Consider the following 240-nt stretch of genomic DNA (forward strand, 5'->3'; position numbering starts at 1 on the left):
GTCAGCATCGACGACTGTTTCAATGGTTTGTGTATTACCCAATGAATCAGTCACTACCACAGTGACAACTGCGCCCACTTCGCCCGAACCAGTAATGGTTGGCGTGTTGTCGTTTCCTGTGCCGGGGTCATTCACAGTTAGTAATGGGGCAATAGTATCAATGCTACCAGAGCCGGATACAGAGGCACTGTTACCAGAGCCGTCAGAACTTGCTGCGTCAACGGTAAAGCTTCCCTCAGC

At 50.8% G+C, this 240-nt stretch carries 1 pseudogene; it reads right to left on the reverse strand.

From position 1 onward, the window contains the following. Positions 1–240: pseudogene (locus NLF92_RS13730) on the reverse strand (retention module-containing protein); the annotation flags it as partial.

This window comes from Opacimonas viscosa, assembly GCF_024199005.1.
GTDB classification, from domain to species: Bacteria; Pseudomonadota; Gammaproteobacteria; order Enterobacterales; family Alteromonadaceae; genus Opacimonas; species Opacimonas viscosa.